19 protein-coding genes and 1 pseudogene are annotated in these 21870 nt (G+C 70.0%); 13 read left to right on the top strand and 7 right to left on the bottom strand.

Annotated features, from left to right (window positions below; translation table 11 throughout):
- Positions 1-465: 465 nt before the first annotated feature.
- The 5 genes from GGD89_RS15530 to ppdK all read left to right on the top strand — a co-directional run bounded on the left by GGD89_RS15530 (position 466) and on the right by ppdK (position 8299).
- A complete protein-coding gene (locus tag GGD89_RS15530) occupies positions 466-990 on the top strand; it encodes a TRAP transporter small permease (RefSeq protein ID WP_184046940.1) in 525 nt (174 codons plus the stop codon).
- Positions 987-2282 carry a TRAP transporter large permease subunit gene (locus tag GGD89_RS15525; protein ID WP_184046937.1) on the top strand — a complete coding sequence of 432 codons (1296 nt, stop codon included), beginning with the start codon at positions 987-989 and terminating at the stop codon, positions 2280-2282. The genes GGD89_RS15530 and GGD89_RS15525 overlap by 4 nt, the downstream gene beginning before the upstream one ends.
- A gap of 284 nt (positions 2283-2566) precedes the next feature.
- Positions 2567-3430: a glycine--tRNA ligase subunit alpha gene (locus tag GGD89_RS15520; protein ID WP_184046949.1), complete on the top strand. Its 864-nt coding sequence runs from the start codon at positions 2567-2569 to the stop codon at positions 3428-3430.
- Positions 3431-3433: 3 nt separating this feature from the next.
- On the top strand, positions 3434-5608 hold the full coding sequence (gene glyS, locus GGD89_RS15515; RefSeq protein WP_184046934.1) for a glycine--tRNA ligase subunit beta: 2175 nt from the start codon (positions 3434-3436) through the stop codon (positions 5606-5608).
- Positions 5609-5614: 6 nt separating this feature from the next.
- The gene (ppdK, locus tag GGD89_RS15510) at positions 5615-8299 is read left to right on the top strand and encodes a pyruvate, phosphate dikinase (protein ID WP_184046931.1); all 2685 of its coding nucleotides are present in this window, start codon (positions 5615-5617) and stop codon (positions 8297-8299) included.
- Positions 8300-8597: 298 nt separating this feature from the next.
- Here the strand turns inward: ppdK and GGD89_RS15505 are convergent, their stop codons facing one another.
- Entirely contained in the window at positions 8598-9167 is a 570-nt protein-coding gene (locus GGD89_RS15505; protein ID WP_184046928.1) for a hypothetical protein, read from the bottom strand.
- Between the two features lie 209 nt (positions 9168-9376).
- On the opposite strand from GGD89_RS15505, the gene GGD89_RS20420 reads away from it, so the two are divergent.
- From GGD89_RS20420 to GGD89_RS15495, 3 genes are read left to right on the top strand one after another with little or no spacing between them, the layout of a single operon-like run.
- A complete protein-coding gene (locus GGD89_RS20420) occupies positions 9377-9508 on the top strand; it encodes a hypothetical protein (protein ID WP_281396734.1) in 132 nt (43 codons plus the stop codon).
- Positions 9509-9563: 55 nt separating this feature from the next.
- Entirely contained in the window at positions 9564-10355 is a 792-nt protein-coding gene (locus GGD89_RS15500; RefSeq protein ID WP_184046925.1) for a hypothetical protein, read from the top strand.
- The gene (locus tag GGD89_RS15495; protein WP_184046922.1) at positions 10352-11632 is read left to right on the top strand and encodes an ABC transporter ATP-binding protein; all 1281 of its coding nucleotides are present in this window, start codon (positions 10352-10354) and stop codon (positions 11630-11632) included. Before GGD89_RS15500 ends, GGD89_RS15495 begins: the two co-directional genes overlap by 4 nt.
- 9 nt (positions 11633-11641) lie before the next feature.
- Here GGD89_RS15495 and rpoN read toward each other — a convergent pair whose 3' ends face one another.
- The 6 genes and pseudogenes from rpoN to GGD89_RS15465 all read right to left on the bottom strand — a co-directional run.
- A complete protein-coding gene (gene rpoN, locus GGD89_RS15490; protein WP_184046919.1) occupies positions 11642-13189 on the bottom strand; it encodes an RNA polymerase factor sigma-54 in 1548 nt (515 codons plus the stop codon).
- A gap of 26 nt (positions 13190-13215) precedes the next feature.
- The gene (lptB, locus tag GGD89_RS15485) at positions 13216-13986 is read right to left on the bottom strand and encodes an LPS export ABC transporter ATP-binding protein (protein ID WP_343058623.1); all 771 of its coding nucleotides are present in this window, start codon (positions 13984-13986) and stop codon (positions 13216-13218) included.
- 35 nt (positions 13987-14021) lie between these two features.
- Entirely contained in the window at positions 14022-14981 is a 960-nt protein-coding gene (locus GGD89_RS15480) for an LptA/OstA family protein (protein ID WP_184046913.1), read from the bottom strand.
- Positions 14978-15601: an LPS export ABC transporter periplasmic protein LptC gene (lptC, locus tag GGD89_RS15475; RefSeq protein ID WP_184046911.1), complete on the bottom strand. Its 624-nt coding sequence runs from the start codon at positions 15599-15601 to the stop codon at positions 14978-14980. Before lptC ends, GGD89_RS15480 begins: the two co-directional genes overlap by 4 nt.
- Positions 15602-15954: 353 nt before the next feature.
- Positions 15955-16986 (bottom strand): KpsF/GutQ family sugar-phosphate isomerase, encoded by a 1032-nt coding sequence (locus GGD89_RS15470; protein ID WP_184046909.1) that lies wholly within the window; start codon positions 16984-16986, stop codon positions 15955-15957.
- 156 nt (positions 16987-17142) lie between these two features.
- Positions 17143-17307: pseudogene (locus tag GGD89_RS15465) on the bottom strand (IS3 family transposase); the annotation flags it as partial.
- Positions 17308-17480: 173 nt separating this feature from the next.
- Between GGD89_RS15465 and GGD89_RS15460 the strand changes: the two are divergent.
- Genes GGD89_RS15460 through GGD89_RS15440 form a run of 5 tightly spaced genes read left to right on the top strand, consistent with a single transcriptional unit; the run spans position 17481 to position 21870 of the window.
- Positions 17481-18509 (top strand): NAD-dependent epimerase/dehydratase family protein, encoded by a 1029-nt coding sequence (locus GGD89_RS15460; RefSeq protein WP_184046907.1) that lies wholly within the window; start codon positions 17481-17483, stop codon positions 18507-18509.
- Positions 18506-19264, top strand: a complete 759-nt coding sequence (locus GGD89_RS15455; protein WP_184046905.1) for a crotonobetainyl-CoA--carnitine CoA-transferase — start codon at positions 18506-18508, stop codon at positions 19262-19264. The genes GGD89_RS15460 and GGD89_RS15455 overlap by 4 nt, the downstream gene beginning before the upstream one ends.
- Positions 19261-20043, top strand: coding sequence for a transketolase (locus tag GGD89_RS15450; protein ID WP_184046903.1), 783 nt, complete (start codon positions 19261-19263; stop codon positions 20041-20043). The genes GGD89_RS15455 and GGD89_RS15450 overlap by 4 nt, the downstream gene beginning before the upstream one ends.
- Positions 20027-20902 (top strand): transketolase family protein, encoded by an 876-nt coding sequence (locus GGD89_RS15445; protein WP_184046901.1) that lies wholly within the window; start codon positions 20027-20029, stop codon positions 20900-20902. Before GGD89_RS15450 ends, GGD89_RS15445 begins: the two co-directional genes overlap by 17 nt.
- The gene (locus GGD89_RS15440; RefSeq protein WP_184046899.1) at positions 20899-21870 is read left to right on the top strand and encodes an NAD-dependent epimerase/dehydratase family protein; all 972 of its coding nucleotides are present in this window, start codon (positions 20899-20901) and stop codon (positions 21868-21870) included. The genes GGD89_RS15445 and GGD89_RS15440 overlap by 4 nt, the downstream gene beginning before the upstream one ends.

The following is a 21870-nucleotide window of genomic DNA, read 5'->3' as shown; positions in this document are numbered from 1 at the left end:
ATCGTCCGAGATGAAGTTCGCCATCACCCGTTCCCGATGACCTGAAACCCGCTCCGATTCTATCCGAGACCGCCCAAATCCGACAGACTGCTAGAATCATATAGTTAATAGTGTCCTGAGGTAAGAGGGGCAAAACCCCGGGCACGCAGGTGCAGCATGCCATGATGTGAGCCCGAGAAACCGAGGCATTCTGCCACTTCTCTACCGCACAGATCCCACGTCTCCCACGTTTGCCCGGGGTTTTGCCCCTCTTACTGTCCTGATTGAATCCGAAGTTCGTCCAGCGCCAGCCAAGTGATGTAACGAACTTCGGATTCAGGACACGAGGGCCTATCGACACTCGGGGCGCGGCCCGCCTGGCGCCTGAGCGAGCGGCGACGCCTCGACGCAAGCCGGACTTGATCCCCTGATGGCCCCTGTGCTGTCTTGCGCGGCACGCGCAGGACAGCAGGCGGACCAACCACCATGCACACGGACACCCGTCAGGCCGACGACGACGCCCCGGCGCCGGAGCGGCCGCCGTTCCGGATCGAGGAAGCCATCGGCGCCGCCGCCATGGCGCTGATCTGCGTGATCAGCTTCGCCAACGTCGTGGTCCGTTACGCAACCAACGTGTCGTTCGCCTTCACCGAGGAGATCTCGGTGTTCCTGCTGGTGGTGCTGACCTTCGTCGGCGCCGCGCTGGCCTTCGCCAATCGCGACCATATCCGCATCACCGTGGTGGTGCAGCGTCTCGGCCCCCTGGGGCGGCGCCTGTGCGACGGCCTCACCCTGGCCGCCGGCACGCTGATGTTCGGGGCGCTGGTCTGGTTCGGCGCCGGGCTTACCTGGGACGAGTACGTCTACGGCGAGACCTCCCCGGCGCTGGGGTGGCCCACCTGGATCTACACCCTGTGGCTGCCGCTGCTGTGCGTGGCGGTGCTGGGGCGCCTCTGGGGACCGGTGCTGGCCGGCCTGCGGCGCCGCGGCCGCGCGGGAGACGCGCCGTGACCGCCAATCTGGTCCTGCTGGGCGGCTTCGTCGTGATGCTGCTGGCCGGCACCCCGATCGCCGTGGCGCTGGGCGTCTCGGGGCTGCTGGCCATCTTCGTCGGGCTGGACTGGTACGCGGTGGCCAACACCGCGACCATCGCCTACTCCAGCATCGCCAAGTATCCGCTGATCGCCATCCCGCTGTTCATCCTGACGGGCATGATCTTCGAGCGCTCGGGCGTGGCCGAGCGGCTGGTGCGGCTGGCCCAGGCGGTGGTGGGGCCGCGCCGGGGCGGGCTGGCGCTGGTGGCCATCCTGGTGTGCCTGATCATGGGCGGCATGTCGGGGTCCGGCCCGGCCGACGCCGCCGCCGTGGCCACGGTGATGATCCCCAGCATGATGAAGGCCGGCTACCCGCGCGCCTTCTCGGCCAGCATCATCGCCGCCTCGGCCTCCACGGCCATCCTGATCCCGCCCTCCATCGCCCTCATCATCTATTCCATCATGGTCCCCGGCGTGGACCTGCGCGCCCTGTTCGCCGCCGGTATCGGCCCGGGCCTGCTGGCCGGGCTGGCGGTGGCGCTGCCGGCCTGGTGGATCAGCCGCCGCCAGGGCTTCGGCACCGCCGAGGGCATCCGGCGTCCCCCCTTCTGGCCCAGCCTGCGCGCCGCCCTGCCCGGCCTGTTCGCGCCCGTCATCATCCTGGGCGGACTGCGCAGCGGCCTGTTCACGCCCACCGAGGCGGCGGCGGTGGCCGTGGCCTACGGCCTGTTCGTCGGGCTGGCGGTGCACCGCTCCATGGGACTGGCGGCGCTGTATCGCGTCCTGGCGGATTCGGCGGCGGTGTCGGCGGTGGTCATGCTGATCATCTCGCTGGCCGGCATCTTCGCCTGGGCCGGGACCACCCTGGGGGCCTTCGACACCGCCGCCGCGATGATCCTGTCGCTGTCGAACACGTCGGTCGTCGTGCTGCTGATGGTGATGATGGTTCTGCTGCTGGCGGGAATGGTGCTGGACGGCGTGTCCATCTACCTGATCACCCTGCCCCTGCTGACCCCCATCATGGTCAGCTTCGGCTGGAACCCCACCTGGTTCGGCGTGCTGATGGCCATGAACATCGCCGTCGGCCAGTTCACGCCACCGGTGGCCGTCAACCTGATGGTCACGGCGCGCATCGCCGGCGTCCCCATCGAGGCCACGGTGCGGTGGGTGGTGTGGCCCATCCTGGCGATGCTGATCGCCATGGGCCTGGTGATCGCCGTCCCGGAGATCGCCTTGTGGCTGCCCGAGGCACTCGGGTACCGGATCTAGGTGCCAGATCCGTTTCAGACGCGTCCATAGAGGGTTTGAAGGCCGCGCCGCCTTGACCGAGCCCCGGCGCGCCCGCTAGCTTGCCTGCCTGGGATGGACGTCTGAGTCGATCTCCCGCCCACGCCGTGTCATCGCCGATCCGCCCCGCGCCCAGCCTTCGCCCCGGTTTCCGCGCTCTCTCGCCGTGCGCGCCCCGTGTCCTTGTGCCGTCCACACGGCCCGTTGCCCACAGGAATCCCGTCGTGACCGCAGCTTCCGCCGCCGCCCCCCTCGATTTCCAATCGATGATCCTGGCCCTGCAATCCTATTGGGCCGGTCACGGCTGCGTCATCCTGCAACCCTACGACCTGGAGGTCGGCGCCGGCACCTTCCACCCGGCGACCACGCTGCGCGCCTTGGGTCCGGAGCCCTGGAACGCCGCCTACGCCCAGCCGTCGCGGCGGCCGACCGATGGCCGCTACGGCGAGAACCCGAACCGGCTGCAACACTATTACCAGTTCCAGGTGCTCATGAAGCCGTCGCCGGAACATGCCCAGGAGCTTTACCTGGACAGCGTGAGGGCGCTGGGCATCGACCCCCTGGCCCATGACATCCGCTTCGTGGAGGACGATTGGGAAAGCCCGACCCTGGGCGCCTGGGGCCTGGGCTGGGAGGTGTGGTGCGACGGCATGGAAGTGACACAGTTCACCTACTTCCAGCAGGTGGGCGGGTTCGACTGCGACCCGGTGGCCTTCGAACTGACCTACGGCCTGGAGCGCCTGGCCATGTACATCCAGGGCGTCGAGAACGTCTACGACCTGGATTTCAACGGCGCCGGCGTGACCTACGGCGACATCTTCCTTCAGGCCGAACGCGAGTTCTCGGCCCACAACTTCGAGCATGCCAACACGGATGCCCTGTTCCGCCACTTCCAGGACGCCGAGGCCGAGTGCACGGCCCTGTTGGCGGCCGGCCTGCCGCTGCCCGCCTATGACCAGTGCATGAAGGCCTCGCATCGGTTCAATCTGCTGGACGCGCGCGGCGTGATCTCGGTCACCGAGCGGGCCGCCTACATCGGCCGCGTGCGCGCGCTGGCCAAGGGCTGCGCCGAGGGCTGGCTGAGGAGCCGGGGCCATCTTCCCCCAAGCACCGCCGGGGGGGAGGGCTGAGCCATGGCCGAGTTGCTGATTGAACTGCTGTCCGAGGAAATCCCGGCCCGCATGCAACGGCGCGCCGCCGACGACCTGCGGCGCCTGGTGACCGAGGGTCTGACCAGGGCCGGCCTGACCTACGACGCGGCCACGGCCTTCGCCACGCCGCGCCGCCTCGCGCTGGCGGTGGACGGCCTGCCGCTGGCCCAGCCGGACACCCGCGAGGAGCGCAAGGGCCCCAAGGCCGACGCGCCGGAGAAGGCCGTTCAGGGGTTCCTCGGCTCGCTGGGCCTGACCCTGGACCAGGTGGAGCGGCGCGACACGCCCAAGGGACCGGTGCTGTTCGCGGTCATCGAGCACAAGGGCCGCACGACCGCCGAGGTGCTGCCGCGCCTGGTGGGCGAGGCCATCCTGGCGATGCCGTGGCCCAAGTCCATGCGCTGGTCGACCCATGCCCTGACCTGGGTCCGCCCCCTGCACGGCCTCCTGGCGGTGTTCGACGGTCAACCGCTGACCGGCGCCCTGGTCCTGGGCGCCACGCCCGGCGCGCGCGCCGACGGCACCGGCCCGGCCCAGCCGCCGGCCTTTCTGGACGATCCGTCGGCGGCCCCCGAGGGGACCGCCCTGCGCGCCTTCACGGCCGAAACCCGTGGCCACCGCTTCCTCGCCCCCACGCCTTTTGCGGTGCGGAATCTCAATGACTATCGCGAGCGGCTGGGCCACGCCTTCGTCATGCTGGATGGAGACGATCGCGCCCGCCTGATCGCCGACCGCGCCGACGCCTTGGCCCGAGGCGAGGGTCTGCGCGTACGCCCGGACCCCGGCCTGCTGGCCGAGGTCGCCGGGCTGGTGGAATGGCCCGAGGTGCTGATGGGGCACATCGACGACGCCTTCATGGACCTGCCGCCCGAGGTGCTGACCACCGCCATGCGCGGCCACCAGAAGTACTTCAGCCTGGAAACCGCCGACGGCGGCCTGGCGCCGCGCTTCATCGTGGTGTCCAACATGCCCGCCAAGGACGGCGGTGCCCGCATCGTCGCCGGCAACGAGCGGGTGTTGCGCGCCCGCCTGTCCGACGCCCGCTTCTTCTGGGACCAGGACCGCAAGCACCCCCTCGCCGCGCGCGTCGACCGGCTGCGCGCCCGCGTGTTCCATGCCCGCCTGGGCACGGACCACGACCGCATGGAGCGCCTGCGCGCCCTGGCCGCTCATCTGGCGCCCTTGATCCCGGGCGCCGATCCGGCGGCCTGCGATCGCGCCGCGTTGCTCTGCAAGGCCGACCTGACGACCGGCATGGTCGGCGAGTTCCCCGAGCTTCAGGGCCTGATGGGCCGCGACTACGCCACCCATGACGGCGAGTCGCCCGCCGTCGCCACGGCCATCGCCGAACACTACGCGCCCCAGGGACCGGCCGACGCCTGTCCGACGGCGCCGGTCTCGGTGGTGGTGGCCCTGGCCGACAAGATCGACACCCTGGTGGGCTTCTGGCTGATCGACGAGAAGCCCACCGGGTCGCGCGACCCCTTCGCGCTGCGCCGCGCCGCGCTGGGGGTCATCCGCCTGATCGTGGAAACCGGCGCCCGGGTACCGCTGCTGCCCGCCTTCCGGGCCGCGCGCGCCGCCTACCAGGCGCAGTCCATGGACCGTTCCGCCCCCGACTCGGCGCTTGACGACCTGCTCGTTTTCTTTGCCGACCGCCTCAAGGTGCACTTGCGCGAGCGGGGCGTGCGTCACGACCTGATCGCCGCCGTCTTCGCCCTGGGCGGCGAGGACGATCTGGTGCGTCTGCTGACCCGCGTGGAAGCCCTGGCCGCCTTCGTGGATAGCGCGGATGGCGCGAACCTGTTGACGGCCTACCGTCGTGCCACCAACATCGTTCGCATCGAGGAACGGAAAGACGGGGCCATCGACGATCAGGCCGGTCTCTCCGCCGACCTGCTGCGGAGCCCAGAGGAACAGGCCCTGGTGGCCGCCCTGGATCAGGCCATGGAGGCCACCGGGCGCGCCGTCGAGGCCGAACGGTTCGACTCAGCCATGGCGTCCCTGGCCCGCTTGCGGGCGCCCGTGGACGCCTTTTTCGACGCCGTGACGGTCAACGCGGATGACCCGTCCCTGCGACGCAACCGACTGCGCTTGCTGTCGCGTATTCAGATGGCCATGGGCCGCGTGGCCGATTTCTCCAAGATCGAGGGGTAAGGAACTATGTCCAAGTGGGTTTACTTCTTTGGAGACGGCCAGGCCGAGGGCCGCGCCGACATGAAGAATCTTCTGGGGGGCAAGGGCGCCAACCTGGCCGAGATGGCCAACCTGGGCATCCCGGTACCCGCCGGCTTCACCATCACGACCGAGGTCTGCACCTACTATTACGAAAACGGGGAGACCTACCCCAGTGACCTGCGCCAGCAGGTGATGGACTCCGTGAAGGCCATCGAGACCATCATGGGCGCCACCTTCGGCGACGCCGAGAACCCGTTGCTGGTCTCGGTCCGCTCCGGCGCGCGCACCTCCATGCCCGGCATGATGGACACGGTCCTGAACCTGGGCCTGAACGACACCACGGTGCAGGGCCTGATTGCCCGCTCCGGCGACGCCCGCTTCGCCTACGACAGCTACCGCCGCTTCGTCACCATGTATTCCGACGTGGTGCTGGGCGTGGACCACTATCATTTCGAGGAAATCCTGGAGGCCCACAAGGAAGACAAGGGCTACACCCTGGACACCGAGATGACCGCCGAGGACTGGAAGACCCTGGTGGGGATCTACAAGACCAAGGTCAAGGAGCAGCTGGGCAGCGAGTTCCCCGAGGATCCGGTGGAGCAGCTCTGGGGCGCCGTCGGCGCGGTGTTCGGCAGCTGGATGAACCAGCGCGCCAAGACCTACCGGCGCCTGCACAACATCCCGGGCCACTGGGGCACGGCCGTGAACGTCCAGGCCATGGTGTTCGGCAACATGGGCGAGGACTGCGCCACCGGCGTCTGCTTCACCCGCGACCCGTCCACCGGCGAGAATGCCTTCTACGGCGAGTACCTTGTCAACGCCCAGGGCGAGGACGTGGTGGCCGGCATCCGCACGCCGCAAAGCATCTCCATCGCCGGCCGCAAGAAGAGCGGCTCCGACCTGCCGTCGATGGAAGAGACCATGCCCCAGACCTACACGGAACTGGTGGGCATCCGCGACCGGCTGGAGAAGCACTACACCGACATGCAGGACATGGAGTTCACCATCCAGAAGGACAAGCTCTGGATGCTCCAGACCCGCAACGGCAAGCGCACCGCCGCCGCCGCCCTGAAGATCGCCGTGGACACCTGCAACGAGGGCCTGATCGACAAGGAAACAGCCATCATGCGGGTCGCCCCGGAGCAGCTGGACCAGCTCCTGCACCCGATGCTCGACCCCGACGCGCCGCGTAAGCTGCTGGCCCGGGGCCTGCCGGCCTCGCCCGGCGCCGCCTCCGGCCAGGTGGTGTTCACCGCCGACGAGGCCGAGGACTGGGTGCAGAAGGGCCACAAGGTCATCCTGGTGCGCGTCGAGACCTCGCCCGAGGACATCGGCGGCATGCACGTCTCCCAGGGCATCCTCACCACCCGGGGCGGCATGACCAGCCACGCCGCCGTGGTGGCGCGCGGCATGGGCGTGCCCTGCGTGGCCGGCGCCGGCGAGATCCGCGTGGACGCCAACGCCAAGACCATGACCGTCGGCGGCACGGTGGTGAAGGAAGGCGAGATCATCACCCTGGACGGCGCCAAGGGCGAGGTGTTCCTGGGCGAGGTGCCGACCCTGCAGCCGGAGCTGTCCGGCGACTTCGCCGACCTGATGGAGTGGGCCGACGCGGTGCGCCGCATGAAGGTGCGCGCCAACGCCGAGACGCCGGAGGACGCGGCCACCGCCCGCAAGTTCGGCGCCGAGGGGATCGGCCTGTGCCGCACCGAGCACATGTTCTTCGACCCCAAGCGCATCATCCACATCCGCCAGATGATCCTGGCCGAGGACGAGGCCGGCCGCCGCGCCGCGCTTGAACACCTGCTGCCCTATCAGCGCAAGGACTTCGTGGAGCTGTTCACCATCATGCAGGGGCTGCCCATCACGGTGCGCCTGCTGGATCCGCCGCTGCACGAGTTCCTGCCGCACACCGACTCCGAGGTCGGCGAGGTGGCCAAGTCCGCCGGCGTGGACGTGGCCGAGGTGAAGAGCCGCGTGTCCATGCTGCAGGAAGCCAACCCCATGCTCGGCCATCGCGGCTGCCGCCTGGGCATCTCCTACCCCGAGGTCTACGAGATGCAGGCCCGCGCCATCTTCGAGGCGGCGGTCGAGGTCTCCCAGACCAGCGGTCAGACGGTGCTGCCGGAGGTGATGATCCCGCTGGTCTCGTCGCGCCGGGAACTGGAGCTGCTGCGCGGCCTGGTGGACAAGGTGGCCAAGGAGACCTTCGCCACCAAGGGCACGGAGATCCCCTACCACGTCGGCACCATGATCGAACTGCCGCGCGCCTGCCTGCAGGCCGGGGTGATCGCCGAGGAGGCCGAGTTCTTCAGCTTCGGCACCAACGACCTGACCCAGACCACCCTGGGCATGTCGCGCGATGATTCGGCGCCGTTCCTGGAGGTGTATGCCCAGAAGGCCATCTATCCCCGCGATCCGTTCCAGTCCATCGACGTGGACGGCGTGGGCGAGATGGTCTCCATCGCCGCCGAGCGCGGCCGCGCCACCCGCCCGGGCATCAAGCTCGGCATCTGCGGCGAGCACGGCGGCGACCCGTCGTCCATCCAGTTCTGCGAGGGGGTCGGCCTGGACTACGTGTCCTGCTCGCCCTACCGCGTGCCCATCGCCCGCCTGGCCGCCGCGCAGTCGGTGCTGCTCAAGGGCCAGGGCGCCGAGGTGGACCGCTAGTGCGCTGATCCAGACAAAAGATGCAGTCCGCATTCTTTTGTCTGGATCGAAAGTGCACGAGAAACAACGTCTTGTGCAGCGACGTTTGCAGTCGAGGGGGATTCCCTTGAATGCGTCGCCGCACTAGAGTAGCCACACTCCCCACCCGCGTCGGTCTCGGCGCGGGCGGGGGGCCGGCATCGACAACGGCCCCGGAGGCATGCGCCGCCGGGGCCGTTTTTTTGGGCCATCGCGGAACAGCGGTATCGCCGACCGACCCCGTGCGCGCACCAAACGCTCGCCCTGGCACCGCTCCGTCTCACATGTACGGCCGCTGCCACACCAGCAAGGTAAACGTGTAGGCGGCCAGATACCCAAGCGGCACAATCTCCCACGCCCCATAGCGGCGCCGTGACGACCGCCACGACAACGTCGTGATCAGGTAGGCGAAGGCGGCGCCAAGCAGCAATATACCAAAGTGAATCAGAACACGAGGCATCCGATCCAAATCAGACAAGTCTTGTGGCGACAAAACAGTTCGCAAATCCTCAATGAAAAAGGCTACATGCAACCCCATAATCAACGGCATAAATGCAAGGTTCCCAAAGGGTACAAATAAAAACACTATCATGGTGACGATGATTTTCGCGATCGACGGCCGCAACAGCGCCGGCAACTCCGGCCACAGTCGCATTCCGTGGCGCAGCAGGAAAACAACGGTTGCCGCGAACACGAACGCCACCCCAAGCGTGAAGCCGCGCGGCAGCGCGAAGTCCGGAATAGCAACAATAGGCACAAAGACAATCCGGCTCACGCCGTACGACAGCGCCGTCAGGACCAGGGTCAGCAACGTATAAAACGCCCAGAGACCTTTATACCATGGAAACATGTTGCCCTCCACACGGTCAAATATATTGAAGAACAATCACAATAAAATCTTCATAACCTGATTTACAACACTAGATTCTTCCGCTGCATGTCTTATGCTTGCCTTGTCGGATCACCACTCTTTCCTTTGTCAGGATGAGCCCACGATACGCCGTCCATCCATAAGGCGCAACACCGGGAGAAACACCCAAATCACGAGGGAGACCGCCCATGACCGAAACGGGTCGCGGATCGGTCCAGATCTCGTGCCCGCAAGCGACCACGGCTCGCGAGCACGTCCGCCTTGCCCAGGCGACGGCGATCCGGACGGCGGGGCTCGACGTCGGCGCGCCCGGCCTGTAGGTGTAGGGACCATGGGTTGGGGACACGGCAGGCGAGCTCGCAGGAGGGAGATACCATGGTCGCGCGCGGCGGGGAAACGGTCCCGGCCTATCACCACGGTCGCGCCGGATGGGCCCTGGCCCGGCAGGCGCGTCTGGCGCGCCGGGTCCGGCATCCCCTGGGTCGTCCGGGGACATGGGGAGCACCGCTCGGGCCGCTGCTGGTGTATCTGCCGCTGGTGGCCTCCGGGACCCTGCCGTCCCCGCCCGACGGCCTTCCCGCCGTGGCCTACGCCGCCCTGGGGTACCTGACCTGGAGCCTGCTCATCGACGTCATCCTCGCGCCGGCCCGGGGCCTCGGCGCGCATCGCGCCGATGTGCACGCGCCGCCGGCGGCGGTGCTGGCCGGCCTGCTGGAGGCGGCGGAGCGCAGCGGGGCACGCGGGGTCGTCCTGCTGCCGCTGGCCTGGGCCGTGGCCGGCGGCCTGGACCCGCCGGGCCTGCTGGCCGCGCTGGCGCTGCTGCCGCTGGCCCTGGCGCTCGCGCTTGGCCTTGGCCTCGCGCTGGCGGTGTGGGCGGTGCCCTGGCCCGACCTGACCACGGGCGCGGCCACCACCCTGCGGCTGACCCTGCTGCCGGGCCTGGTGCTGTTCCCCCTGCCGGACGCGTCCTGGGCCTGGGCGGTGACGGTGCTCAATCCCCTGGCGCTGTGGACCGACGTGCTGCGGAGCATGGCCGCGCACGGCGCGGTGCCGGCCGGGCTGGGCCTGGCGCTCACCGCCTGGAGCCTGGGCGGCGTGGCGCTGGCGCTGGTGACCGGGCGCGCCTTCGTCCGTCTGGCGCCGCGCCTGCGGGAGATGGCCCCGTGACGACGGCCGATCCCGCCGCCCTGTTGACCCTGCGGGATGTCAGCCGGCGTTTCGCCGCGACCCCGACCCGCGATCGCCGCGCCTGGGGGCGGCAGGTGCTGCGGGTCCTGGCCGGCGGCGACCCGGCGCCGCTGGCGGAAGGGCCGGGCGTGGTCACGGCACTGGAGGACGTGTCCCTGATCGTGCGGCGCGGCGAGGCCGTGGGCGTGGTGGGGCTGAACGGCGCCGGCAAGACCACGCTGCTGCGGGTGGCGGCTGGGCATCTGGCGATGGACGCCGGCACGGTCCATCGGCGCGGACGGCTGGCGACGCTCATGGACCTGACGGCCGGCCTGGCCCCGCATCTGAGCGGACACGCCTGCATCGCCACCGTCGGCGCGCTGCTGGGGCGGGACCGGCGGGCGATGGCCGCCGCCGCGCCGGCCATCGCCGCCTTCAGTGGTCTGGGAGACGCCCTTGAGCGGCCCGTCGGCGGCTATTCCAGCGGCATGGCCCTGCGCCTGGGGTTCGCCATCGCCGCCCACTGCGATCCCGACCTGCTGCTGGTGGACGAGGTGCTGTCGGTGGGCGACTTCCCGTTCCGGCAAAAGTGCCTCGCGCGCATGATGGTGGTGCGGGAGCGGGCGGCCATCCTGCTGGTCTCGCACAATCTCGCCGAGGTGGCCCGGTTCTGCGACCGCGTGGTGGTGCTGGACCGGGGGCGCGTGGCCTTCGACGGCGCCACCGAGACGGGGCTGTCGGTGTACCGGACACTGGCGGAGGGCGCGGACGCGTCCAGCCCGGCCGGCACCCCGTCGTCTCTGGCCGGGCCGGCGGCGGACGGCCCCCCGGCCTTCCTGCGCCCGTTTCACCGCGACGCGGCGCGGGTGGGGCCCCTTGATCTGACCTGGACGGATGGCAGCGGGGCGGCGGTGGACACGCGGCCCTTCGGCGCGCCCCTGGGCCTGCGGCTACGGGCGCCGCTGCGCGCGCCGGCGCGGGCGCTGTTCGTCGGCGTGCCGCTCTATGCCGCCGACGGCACCCGGGTGAGCGGCCTGGCCAGCGACCTGACGGACGCGCCCCTGTCCGCCGACGCCGGCCAGACGGTCACGGTCCGCCTGACGCTGCCGGCACCGCGCCTCAACCCGGGCCTCTGGCATGGCGTGGCGGTGCTGCACGACGGGCCGGGCACGCTGGCCCGCCAGCCGCTGCCGCCGCTGCGCGTCACCGGCGGCCCCAGCCGGCACTGGGGGCACTGGACCCCGGAGGCGCGGTGGTCCCTGTCGGTGTCCGAGTGACGGCGCGTCTCACTCGTCCGCCGCCAGGGCCATCTTCTCCCGCCGGCGCCGCACCGAGGACGGAATGCGCATGGCCTCGCGATACTTGGCGACGGTGCGCCGGGCGATGTCCACGCCCTCGGCCCGCAACAGGGTCACCAGGCGGTCGTCGGACAACACCGCCGCCGCCGGCTCGGCATCGATCAGGGCCTTGATGCGGAAGCGCACGGCCTCCGCCGAATGGGCCTCGCCGCCGGCGCTGCTGTTGATGGCCTGGGTGAAGAAGTACTTCAGCTCGAACAGGCCCCGGGGCGTGGCGATGTACTTGTTGCTGGTCACCCGGCTGACCGTGCTTTCGTGCATGCCGATGGCGCCGGCCACGTCGCGCAGGATCAAGGGGCGCAGGTGCTGGATGCCATGGGCGAGGAAGGCGTCCTGCTGGCGCACGATCTCGGTGGCCACCTTGAGGATGGTGGTGGCGCGCTGGTCGAGGGCCTTGACCAGCCAGTTGGCGGTCTGCAGCGAGTCCGTCAGGTAGCCCCGCGCCGCCTTGTCGCCGGCGGTGGCCCGGTTGACCCGGGCCAGGTAGCGACGGTTGACCAGTACCCGGGGCAGGGTCTCGCCGTTCAGTTCCAGGATCCAGCCGCCCTCCGGGTTGGCGCGCATGAGGATATCGGGCACCACGGTCTGGATGGGCTCGCCATCGAAGCGCAGCGCCGGCTTGGGGTCGAGGGCGCGCACCTCGGCGACCATGTCGCGCAGGTCCTCGGCATCGACGCCGCACACCTCCAGGAGGCCCGCCATGTCGCGGCGGCCGAGCATCTCCAGGTTGTCCAGCAGGGCCTGCATGGCCGGATCCAGCCGGTCGCGGTCGGCCAGTTGCAGGGCCAGGCATTCCCGCAGCGAGCGGGCGAACAGCCCGGGCGGGTCGAGCGCCTGCAGGCGGGCCAGCACCCGCTCGACGCGCGGCAGCGGGGCGCCGAGGGTCGTGGCCACCTCCTCCAGCGGCGTCGTGAGATAGCCGCAAGGGTCCAGCAGCCCCAGGAGATAGGTGCCGATCAGCCGGTCCGCCGAGTCGGGAAGGTCCACGGCGATCTGCTCGGCGAGGTGATCGCGCAACGTGCGGCGGTCTCCCAGGGTCTCCTCAAGGCCGCGCTCGTCCCCCTCGAAGCCGTGCCCTCCGCCCCCCGGGCCGGCGCTGCCCCAACTGCTGGCCGACAGCCCCAGGGCATCCAGTCCGGAGCCGTCGCCGTTGGGCCCCACCATGTCGCCGGCCCCGGCCTCGTCGCGATCGGTGTTGTAGTCCTGGTCCAGCGACGGCGCGCCGGCCTCGTCGCCACCGACCGTGTCGAGGATCGCGGTCTCGCCGGCGTCGGCGCGCGTGTCCTCGCGCTCCGCCGGGGCCTCGAAGGCGGCGCGATCGTCCCGCTCCAGCAGCGGGTTGCGTTCCAGTTCCTGCTCGACGTAGGCGCTCAGGTCCAGGTTCGACAGTTGCAGCAGCTTGATCGCCTGCTGCAATTGCGGCGTCATCACCAGGGCCTGGGTCTGCCGGAGATCGAGCCGTGGTGCGAGCGGCATGCGGTGCGAGGACCTCCGCTGGATGGTTACAGGCTGAACCGGTCTCCCAGGTACACCCGACGGACGCCCTCATGGGCGACGATCTCCGAAGGGTGTCCCTCCATCATAACCCGACCTTCATGAAGAATGTAGGCGCGGTCCACAATATCCAAGGTCTCGCGCACGTTGTGGTCGGTGATGAGAACGCCCAGCCCCCGATGCTTGAGGTGGGCGACCAGGTCGCGGATGTCGCCGACGGCGATCGGGTCGATGCCGGCCAGGGGCTCGTCCAGCAGGATGAACCCGGGGTGCGTCGCCAGGGCGCGCGCGATCTCCACCCGGCGCCGCTCGCCGCCGGACAGCGCCAGGGCGGCGCTGTTGCGCAAGTGGCTGATGGAGAACTCCGAGAGCAGATTGGCGAGGATGTCCTCGCGCACGCCGCGATTGCGCTCCACCAGTTCCAGGACCGCGCGGATGTTGCCCTCCACCGTCAGGCCCCGGAAAATGGACGCCTCCTGCGGCAGGTAGCCGATCCCCATGCGGGCGCGCCGATACATGGGCAGGGCGGTGATGTCCTCGCCGTCCAGCAGGATGTTCCCGGCGTCCGGCACCACCAGGCCGGTCATGCAGTAGAAACAGGTCGTCTTGCCGGCCCCGTTGGGTCCCAGCAGGCCGACCGCCTCGCCCCGGCGCACGCTGATGTTCACGGCGTCCAGCACCGGCCGCTGGCGATAGCGCTTGCCCAGCGCCCGCGCGGCCAGGCCCGCCTGGGGAACCGGGGGCTCCGTCGCGGCGTTGTCGTCCAGGTACCGGTCCACCGTGCCTTCCAAGGGCTGATCTCCCGCGCCGCTGATCAGGGCCTGCCGTCGCCCGCGCCGTCGTCGACGTCGGGGCGCGAGGGCGCGATCAGGGCCCGCGCCCGGCCGTCGCCGGCACCACCCTGCAGGGTACTGACCCCGGTGTTCAGGTTCATGACGGCCCGCTCGCCCGCGAACTGATCGGTCTCGGTGGAAATGGTGACCCCGCCGACCACGGTGGCGATCCCGGCCGGCACGTCATAGACTGCCCGGTCGCCGCGAACAACCTCCTTCGCGGTGGTGATCATCACCTCGCCGAACCCCTCCATGCGCTCCAGGTCGCCGGTGGCCCCGGCCGGTCCGGCGGCGGCGCTGGACGCGGCATCCGGCGCGTCCGTCGCGGCGGCCTCGCCGAAGTATCCGGTCAGCACGTCGGCGCGGATGACATCGCCGTTGGCACGGCGCGCCAGGGCATCGCCCCGGGCCACGGCCATGCGCTTGGCGCCCCAGTACTCCAGGCTTTCCATGGCGGTGACCACCTCGGTCGGGGTCTTCAGGCGCAGGTCGCCGCCGCGCACCACCAGGACATCCTTGTCCACCTCATAGATGGCCACGCCGCCGGTGACCGTCTGGTCGGGGGTGACGATGCGGGCATTGCCCCGCGCCTCCATGCGCCAGACCTCGGTCGCGCCCTCGGGCGTCTCGCGGTAGTGGGCCACGAGCACGTCACCGTAGACCCGGTCGTCGCCCTGCACCGCCTCGGCGTTGCCCCGGGCGATGTAGAGCTTTTCGTCGCGGCGCCACTCGATGCCCTCGTCCGAGGTCACCTCGATGGGCGCGTCGCCGCCTTCGCTCAGCGCGGCGGTCTGCGCCATCGCCGGCGCCGAAGCCCCGGCGAGCCCCAAGGCGACGGCGAGGACGGCAAAGACGGCGCGCGCCGGCAGGACGCCCCGAGAGGCACGGCCGGCCTCGGCGCGGCCGGACGGCGCGGACGGACCGGGAGGCACCGGGATCATGGCGCGATCCCCCCGCCGTCGGCCCGCAACACCATCCTGGCCCGGCCGGTGAAGTGGACCACGGCGCCGCCGTCCACCAGTTCGAAGCCCTCGGACCGGATGGTGCCGTCCGGCCCCTGGCCGCTCACCGGCTGGTCGCCGTGGGCGGCGCTGGTCAGCAGGTCCACGTGCGCCTGGTCCGTCTGAAACTCGAACCCGTCGTCTCTGTAAAGGATCACGTCTCCGCTCAAGTCCAAGGTTCGCTCCAGTTTCGAATAGACGCCGGTCCGGCCGTTCAAGGCGATCCAGCGGCCCTCCCGCAGCAGGATGTCCCCCTGCGGCCGCATCAGGTCCACGCGGTCGGGGTTGTCGGCCCCTTCCACGGCCGACGCGGCGATCAGGGTGTAGGGCTGCTCCTTATCGTCCAGGCCATGAAAACGCGGATTGACCAGCGTACGGGGATCGGTCTCGCGCGGATCCAGTTGCGCGAAACCGACCATGAAGCTCTCCGTCCGCGCCGCGATCTGCGGCCATGCGAGCATCGTCCCGAAGATGGCGGCGGCCAGTCCGGGCAGCAGGATCTTCATCAGGGTGACGAACCGGGAGTAGCCCCGCGTCGCCCCGGGTTCGGTCGGGGTCACGCCCCCGCGTCGCCCGCCACGTCCATGCGGCCCGCCCGGCGCCGGTGTTGACGCCGGCACCGGTGCGTCCAGGGAAACGCCCGTGCGGCCTCGATCGGGTCGATCCACTACCATCTTGGGGTCATCACCACTGTGGTACCCTTTGGCACCCTTGGGCCCGTGCCCGTCCATGCCCGCATGGCCCGTCGTCCATGGTCCATGGACCGTGGCCGGGGCCTCCGCCGGCGGGCATCGCGACTCGCGGGCCGGACCATCGGACCACGCCCGGACCGGCGACGCGCGCCGGTGCCCTGAAGCGGACGGGCCAACGCCGGGCGCCCCCACCGGACGCCGCCGCGCCGACCAATCTTGATCTAAGCCAGGCCCGCCCGCAACAGGTCGTGCATGTGCAGCACGCCGACCGGTTTCCCATCGTCCACCACGAACACGGCCATGAACGGGCGGTCGCTGGCATTCATCAGGTGCAGGGCCTCCACCGCCAGCGTCGTCGAGGTCACGGTCCGGGGCGACGCCGTCATGATGGCGGCCGACGGCCGGGACAGCAGGCCATCGGCCATGTGCCGCCGCAGGTCGCCGTCGGTGATGATGCCGATCAGCGCACCGGTGTCGTCGAGGATGCCAACACAGCCGAATCCCTTGCTGGAGATCTCGATGAGGGCGCGCGACATGGGGGTATCGGCCGTCACCAGCGGCAGGCGCGCGCCGGTGTGCATCAGGTCGGCCACCCGCAACAGCGCCCGCCCCAACTGGCCGCCGGGGTGGAACACCTGAAAGTCCCGGGCCGAGAAGCCCCGCGCTTCCAGCAGCGCCACCGCCAGGGCATCACCCAGGGCCAGCATCATGGTCGTGGACGTGGTCGGCGCCAGGCCCAGGGGACAGGCCTCGCGATGCGGCGGCAGCACCAGGGCGACGTCGCTGGACTGGGCCAGGGCGCCCTCGGCGCGGCTGGTCAAGCCAATCAGGCCGATTCCGAAGCGGCGGGTGTAGGCAATCATATCGTTCAACTCGGGCGTATCGCCGGAGTTGGACAGGGCCAGGACCACATCGTCACGGCAGACCATGCCCAGGTCGCCGTGACTGGCCTCGGCCGGGTGGACGTACTGCGCCAGGGTGCCGGTCGAGGCCAGCGTGGCCGCGATCTTGCGGCCGACGTGCCCGCTCTTGCCCATGCCGGTGACGGTGACCCGGCCCTTGCATCCCTGGATCAGCGACACGGCCGCGCCGAGCGGCGGCCCCACGGACTCGGCAAGGTGGGCCAGGGCCTCGCTTTCGGCGCGGAGCACGCGCCGGGCGACATCCAGGATATCGGTCGCGGTCGCGGACGCGACCTCGGATGACACGGCGCGGGCCGCGCTTGTCTTCGATGAAAGAACGGGGGACGTCATGATGCGGGGTGCTTTTCCTGTGAACGCCGGGCGCCCGGGCCGCAGCCCGCCCTTGTGCCTGAGCCGCCCTCGATATCACGGATGGGCGGCCGCTGAAAACGCCCTGGGACCACGCTGACCCGCCCCGGGTTTGCCGGAGGCAGGATTGTTTGAGTCCTATGCCGCCCGTTCGACCTCCCGCAGAGCCTGATAGTAGCGGGTCTCGGCTTCGGCGGGCGGTATGTTTCCGATCGGTCCCAGAAGCCGGCGGGCGTTGAACCAGTCGACCCAGTCCAGGGTGGCGAACGCCACGGCCTGCACGCTGGGCCAGGATGGCCGGCGGAGCGGTCCGTTTCGGATGCATGCAAAAATGCGGGTCCCTCACCCATTGTTAACCCGACTGCGGAATCCTGGTGCGGCACCGGACAGCCGGGCGCCCCATGGTCTGGGCCATGGGGTGGTCGGTCTGGCATGATCCGGAGCACCGCCCCCGCAGAATGCGGAGAAGCTTGGTCATGGCTGTTGCCTGCCCTTTCCTTGACGAGACGGATGTCCTGGTGACCGGTGGCACGGGCTTGGGAGGGTCGGCCGTGGTGCGCCACCTGCTGGACGCCGCGCCCGGGGTGCGGGTTCGGGTGCCGCATCGGGGCGAGGACGGGGCCTTCCTCGACGATCCCAGGGTGACCTATGTCCGCGCCGATCTGACCGACCCCGACGCGGCGCGGGCGGTGGCCGACGGCTGCCGGACGGCGGTTCTGGCGGCCGCGCGCACCGGCGGCGCCGCCGACATGACCGCGCGGCCGTGGGAGCAGGCGCGCCACGCCGTGGCCCTGGACATGGCGGCGTTCGAGGCGCTGGCGGCCCACGACGTGGAACGCCTCGTCTACGTCAGCACCGCCACCGTGTACGCCGACGACGCGGGCGCGCTGTCCGAGGACGACCTGGACCTGAACCGGGATCCGGCCCCCGCGCATTTTGGCATCGCCTGGGCCAAGCGCTACGGCGAGAGTCTGGCGCGCCTGTGGCGCCGGACCACCGGACACCCCTGTTGCGTGCTGCGGCTGGCCAATATCTACGGCCCGCACGCCCGCTTCGATCCCCAGCGCAGCAACTTCGTCGCCGCCCTGGTGCGCAAGGCCGTGGAGCGCCAGGATCCGTTCGTGATCTGGGGCGCGCCGGAAGTCAGCCGCGACATCCTGCATGTGGACGACTTCGCCCGCGCGGTGGTGGCCCTGCTGGGCCGCGAGCACTGGCGCGACCTGGAGACCGACGCCGACGCGCGTCAGGGCGCCCTGGTGCTCAACATCGGCGCCGGCCGCACGGTCACCGTCGGCGAGGTGGCCGCCTGGGCCTGCCGGGCCGCCGGCCATGCCCCCGGCCGCATCGTCCACCAGGGCCAGGCGCCCACCACGCTCGGCCATCGGCGTCTTGACTGCGGCCGCGCCGAGCGGCTGCTGGGCTGGCGGGCCGAGATCTCTCCCGAGGACGGCATCGGCCGCACGGTGGCCTGGTGGCGCGACAACCAACGGACATGGACACGATGAAGACACAGCAACACGACGCCATTGTCCTGTCGAGCCAGGACGAGAAGAACGCGCAGGGCCTGCTGACGGGCATGGTGAAGGACACGCCCCTGCCGGACGATGAGCTTCTCGCCAACCTCGGTCTCTATCTGACGTCCAAGTCCCTGTCCCGCATCCTGTTCTTCCACGAAATCTATCGCCGCATCCTGAACACCCACGGCGTGATCATGGAGTTCGGCGTGCGCTGGGGGCAGACCCTGTCCCTGATGGCCGCCCTGCGCGGCATCTACGAGCCCTTCAACCGCCACCGCAAGATCATCGGCTTCGACACCTTCGCCGGCTTCAAGGGCGTGTCGGACGAGGACGGCGCGACCTCGCGCACCGCCGACGGCTCGTTCTCGGTGCCCGAGGGCTACGAGGATGCCCTGGCGCGCGTCCTGGCCTGCCAGGAGGCCCTCAACCCGATCTCCCACCTGCGCAAGTTCGAGCTTGTGAAGGGCGACGCCCTGGAGACGGTACCTCGCTACCTGGCCGATCATCCGGAAACGCTGGTGTCGCTCGCGGTGTTCGATTTCGACATCTACAAACCCACCAGGGCCGCCCTGGAGGCCATCCGCCCGCACCTGTTCAAGGGCAGCGTCCTGGTGTTCGACGAACTGTGCGACGACATCTTCCCGGGCGAGACCGTGGCCGTGCGCGAGGTGCTCGGGTTCGACAGCCTGCGGGTCGAGCGCCTTCCCATCACCGCCCGCGTCTCCTTTGTGGTGATCGAATGACCCCGAACCCCACCGCCCTGCGGGCCGAGATCCTGCGCATCGCGCACGACAGCGGCCATGGCCATGTGCCCACCTGCTTTTCCATCGTCGAGATGCTGTGCGCCGTCTACGGTGTCATGCGCCACGACCCGGCCCGCCCGGAGTGGGACGGCCGCGATCTGTTCGTGCTGTCCAAGGGGCACGCGTCGCTGGCCCACTACGTGGTGCTGGGGGCGCTGGGGTACTACGATCCCGGCCCCGTGGCCCGCTTCGGCAACCGCGGCACCATGTTCGGCTGCCACGCCGACCGCCTGAAGGTGCCGGGGGTGGAGGTCTCCACGGGCTCGCTGGGCCATGGGATCGGCCTGGCGACGGGGATGGCCCTGGCCGAGAAGATCCTCGGCACCGACCGGCGGGTGTACACCCTGGTCGGCGACGGCGAGTCCAACGAGGGCACGGTGTGGGAGGCGGTCATGGTGGCCGTCGATCGCGGCCTGGACAACCTCACCCTCCTCTACGACGACAACCGCTCCCAGGGACGCGCGCTGCAGATCCCCAACCCGGCGGAGCGGCTGGCGGCCTTCGGCTGCGACACCGTCGGCGTGGACGGCCACGACGTGGCGGCCCTGACCCAGGCGCTGACGCGCCCGGCCCGGGGCGTGCGGGCGGTGGTCGCGCGCACCGTCAAGGGCAAGGGCTGCCGCACCCTGGAGGACAACATGTACGAGTGGCACCGCAAGTCCCCGGACGCGGAGACCCTGGCCAAGCTTCTGGAGGAACTTCATGCGCCGGCAGTTTAGGGACACGGTCGGCGCCCTCGCCGCCGAGGACGAGCGCGTCGTGGTGATTCTGGGCGACGTCAGCGTCTACCAGTTCTTCGCCTTCAAGCAGGCCCATCCGACCCGTTTCCACAACATGGGCATCTGCGAACCGACGCTGATCAGCGTCACCGCCGGGATGAGCGCCCGGGGCCTGCACCCCTTCGTGCACACCATCGCCCCCTTCCTGACCGAGCGCTGTTTCGAGCAGATCAAGCTGGACATGGGCTACAACCGCTTCGGCGGCAACATCGTCACCTGTGGCGCGTCCTTCGACTACGCCTGGGACGGGGCCACCCATCACGCCTACTACGACCTGCCTCTGTTGCGGCTGATCCCAGGGATGGAGGTGATCCAGCCGGGGTCGGAGCACGAGGTGGACGTGCTGATGCGCAGTCAGTACGCCAACGGCCGGCCCACGTATTTCCGCCTGTCCGACCATCCGCACGACCTGGACCTGGGGCCGGTGCGCTTCGGCGAGGCCCTGGTGCTGCGCGACGAGGGCGCGCCAGTCACCGTGATGACCGCCGGGCCGCTGGTCGCCACCGTGCTGGAGGGCTGCCGGGACCTGTCGGTCAACCTGGTCACCCACCACACCCTGAAGCCCATCGACCGCGCCACCGTCGCCCGCTTCCGCGACACGGCGATCCTGGTGGTGCACGACGGGCACGGCCTGCGCGAGGCCATCAACGAGGTGGGCGGCCTGCGCACCGCCTATCACGGCCTGGAGGACGATTTCGTGGGCGGCTACGGCACGGTGCACGATGTCCGCGCCGCCCTGGGCCTGGATCCCGCCGGCATCCGGGCGGCGGTCACCCGTTTTGCCGAGGAGATGTCATGACCACCGGCTCAGACTTCCACCGCGACCGCCGCGTTCTGGTGCTGGGCGGCACCGGCTTCGTCGGCACCCACATGGTCGAGGCCCTGCTGGCCGCCGGCGCCCGGGTGCGTATCACCGTCCACCGGCGGCCGCCCATCGTCACCGATCCGCGCGTCGAGACGGTCCAGGCCGACCTGACCGACGTGGACCAGGCCGTCGCCGCCATGGACGGCATCCAGGATGTGTACCACTGCGCGGGGGCGGTGTCGGCGGCCGGGGTGACGGTCCACGATCCGATGGGACCGATCGCCGACAACGTGGTGCTGACGGCGCGCGTGCTCCAGGCCGCCTGGCGGGCCGAGGTGGACCGCATCCAGGTGTTCAGCTCGTCCACCGCCTATCCGGCGACCGAGCATCCGGTGCACGAGGACGAACTGTGGGACGGTCCCGTGCATCCGGTCTACTTCGGCTATGGCTGGATGCGCCGCTACATCGAGCGCATGGCCGAGTTCCTGGCGGAGCGCTCCAAGACCAAGGTGGCGCTGGTGCGGCCCACCGCCATCTACGGTCCCCACGACAACTTCGATCCCAAGACCAGCCACGTGATCCCGGCCCTGATCCGCCGGGCGCTGGATCGCGAGGCCCCGTTCGTGGTGTGGGGCAGCGGCGAGGAGATGCGCGACTTCCTGCACGTGAAGGACATGATCGCCGGCTGCCTGCTGATGATGGAGAAGCATGCCACCTGCGAGCCGGTGAACATCGGCCTGGGCACGGTGGTGACCATCCGCGACGTGGTCCAGGCCATCCTGGCGGCGGCCGACTACGCCGACGCCGACGTCCAGTACGACGCCTCCAAGCCAACCACCATCCCCCGCCGGCTGGTGGACGTCGGCCGCGCCCGCGCGGTGCTCGGCTTCCAGCCGACCTACGACCTGGCCACGGGGCTGAAGGACACCGTGGACTGGTACCGCGCGACCCTGGCAGGATAG

This window comes from Roseospira visakhapatnamensis (assembly GCF_014197915.1).
GTDB lineage: Bacteria > Pseudomonadota > Alphaproteobacteria > Rhodospirillales > Rhodospirillaceae > Rhodospira > Rhodospira visakhapatnamensis.
This window is presented reverse-complemented; position numbering and strand designations above follow the sequence as displayed.